The following is a 401-nucleotide window of genomic DNA, read 5'->3' on the forward strand; positions in this document are numbered from 1 at the left end:
GGTCTGGGCGGCCGGCGTGGCCGCGCCCGCCTTCCTGCACGAGCTGGACGGGCTGGAAAGCCAGCGCAACGCCCAGCTCGTGGTGCGCCCGACGCTGCAGACCACGCGGGACGACGCCATCTTCGCCATGGGCGATTGCGCCGCCCTCACCCTGCCCGGCCAAGAGCGCCCGCTCGGCGCCACGGCGCAGGTGGCGCAGCAGCAGGCGAAGCACCTGGCGCGCGCCATTCCCGCCCTGCTGGAAGGCAGGCCCCTGCCGGAATTCTCCTACCAGCATCGCGGGGCGCTGGTCGCCATCGGCCATTACAACGCCTTCGGCAGCCTGGGCCGGCGCGGGCTGCTGGGCGGCGGCACCTTCATCCAGGGCCGCATCGCCCAGATCAGCTATGCCTCGCTCTACC

Annotated in this window: 1 pseudogene; it reads left to right on the top strand. The window is 73.1% G+C overall.

Annotation, left to right across the window (positions count from 1 at the left end):
* Nucleotides 1–16: 16 nt before the first annotated feature.
* A pseudogene (locus tag SxD43FB_RS24215) lies at nucleotides 17–401 on the top strand (FAD-dependent oxidoreductase); the annotation flags it as partial.

Source organism: Sphingobium sp. D43FB, from assembly GCF_002312805.1.
Lineage (GTDB): Bacteria > Pseudomonadota > Alphaproteobacteria > Sphingomonadales > Sphingomonadaceae > Sphingobium.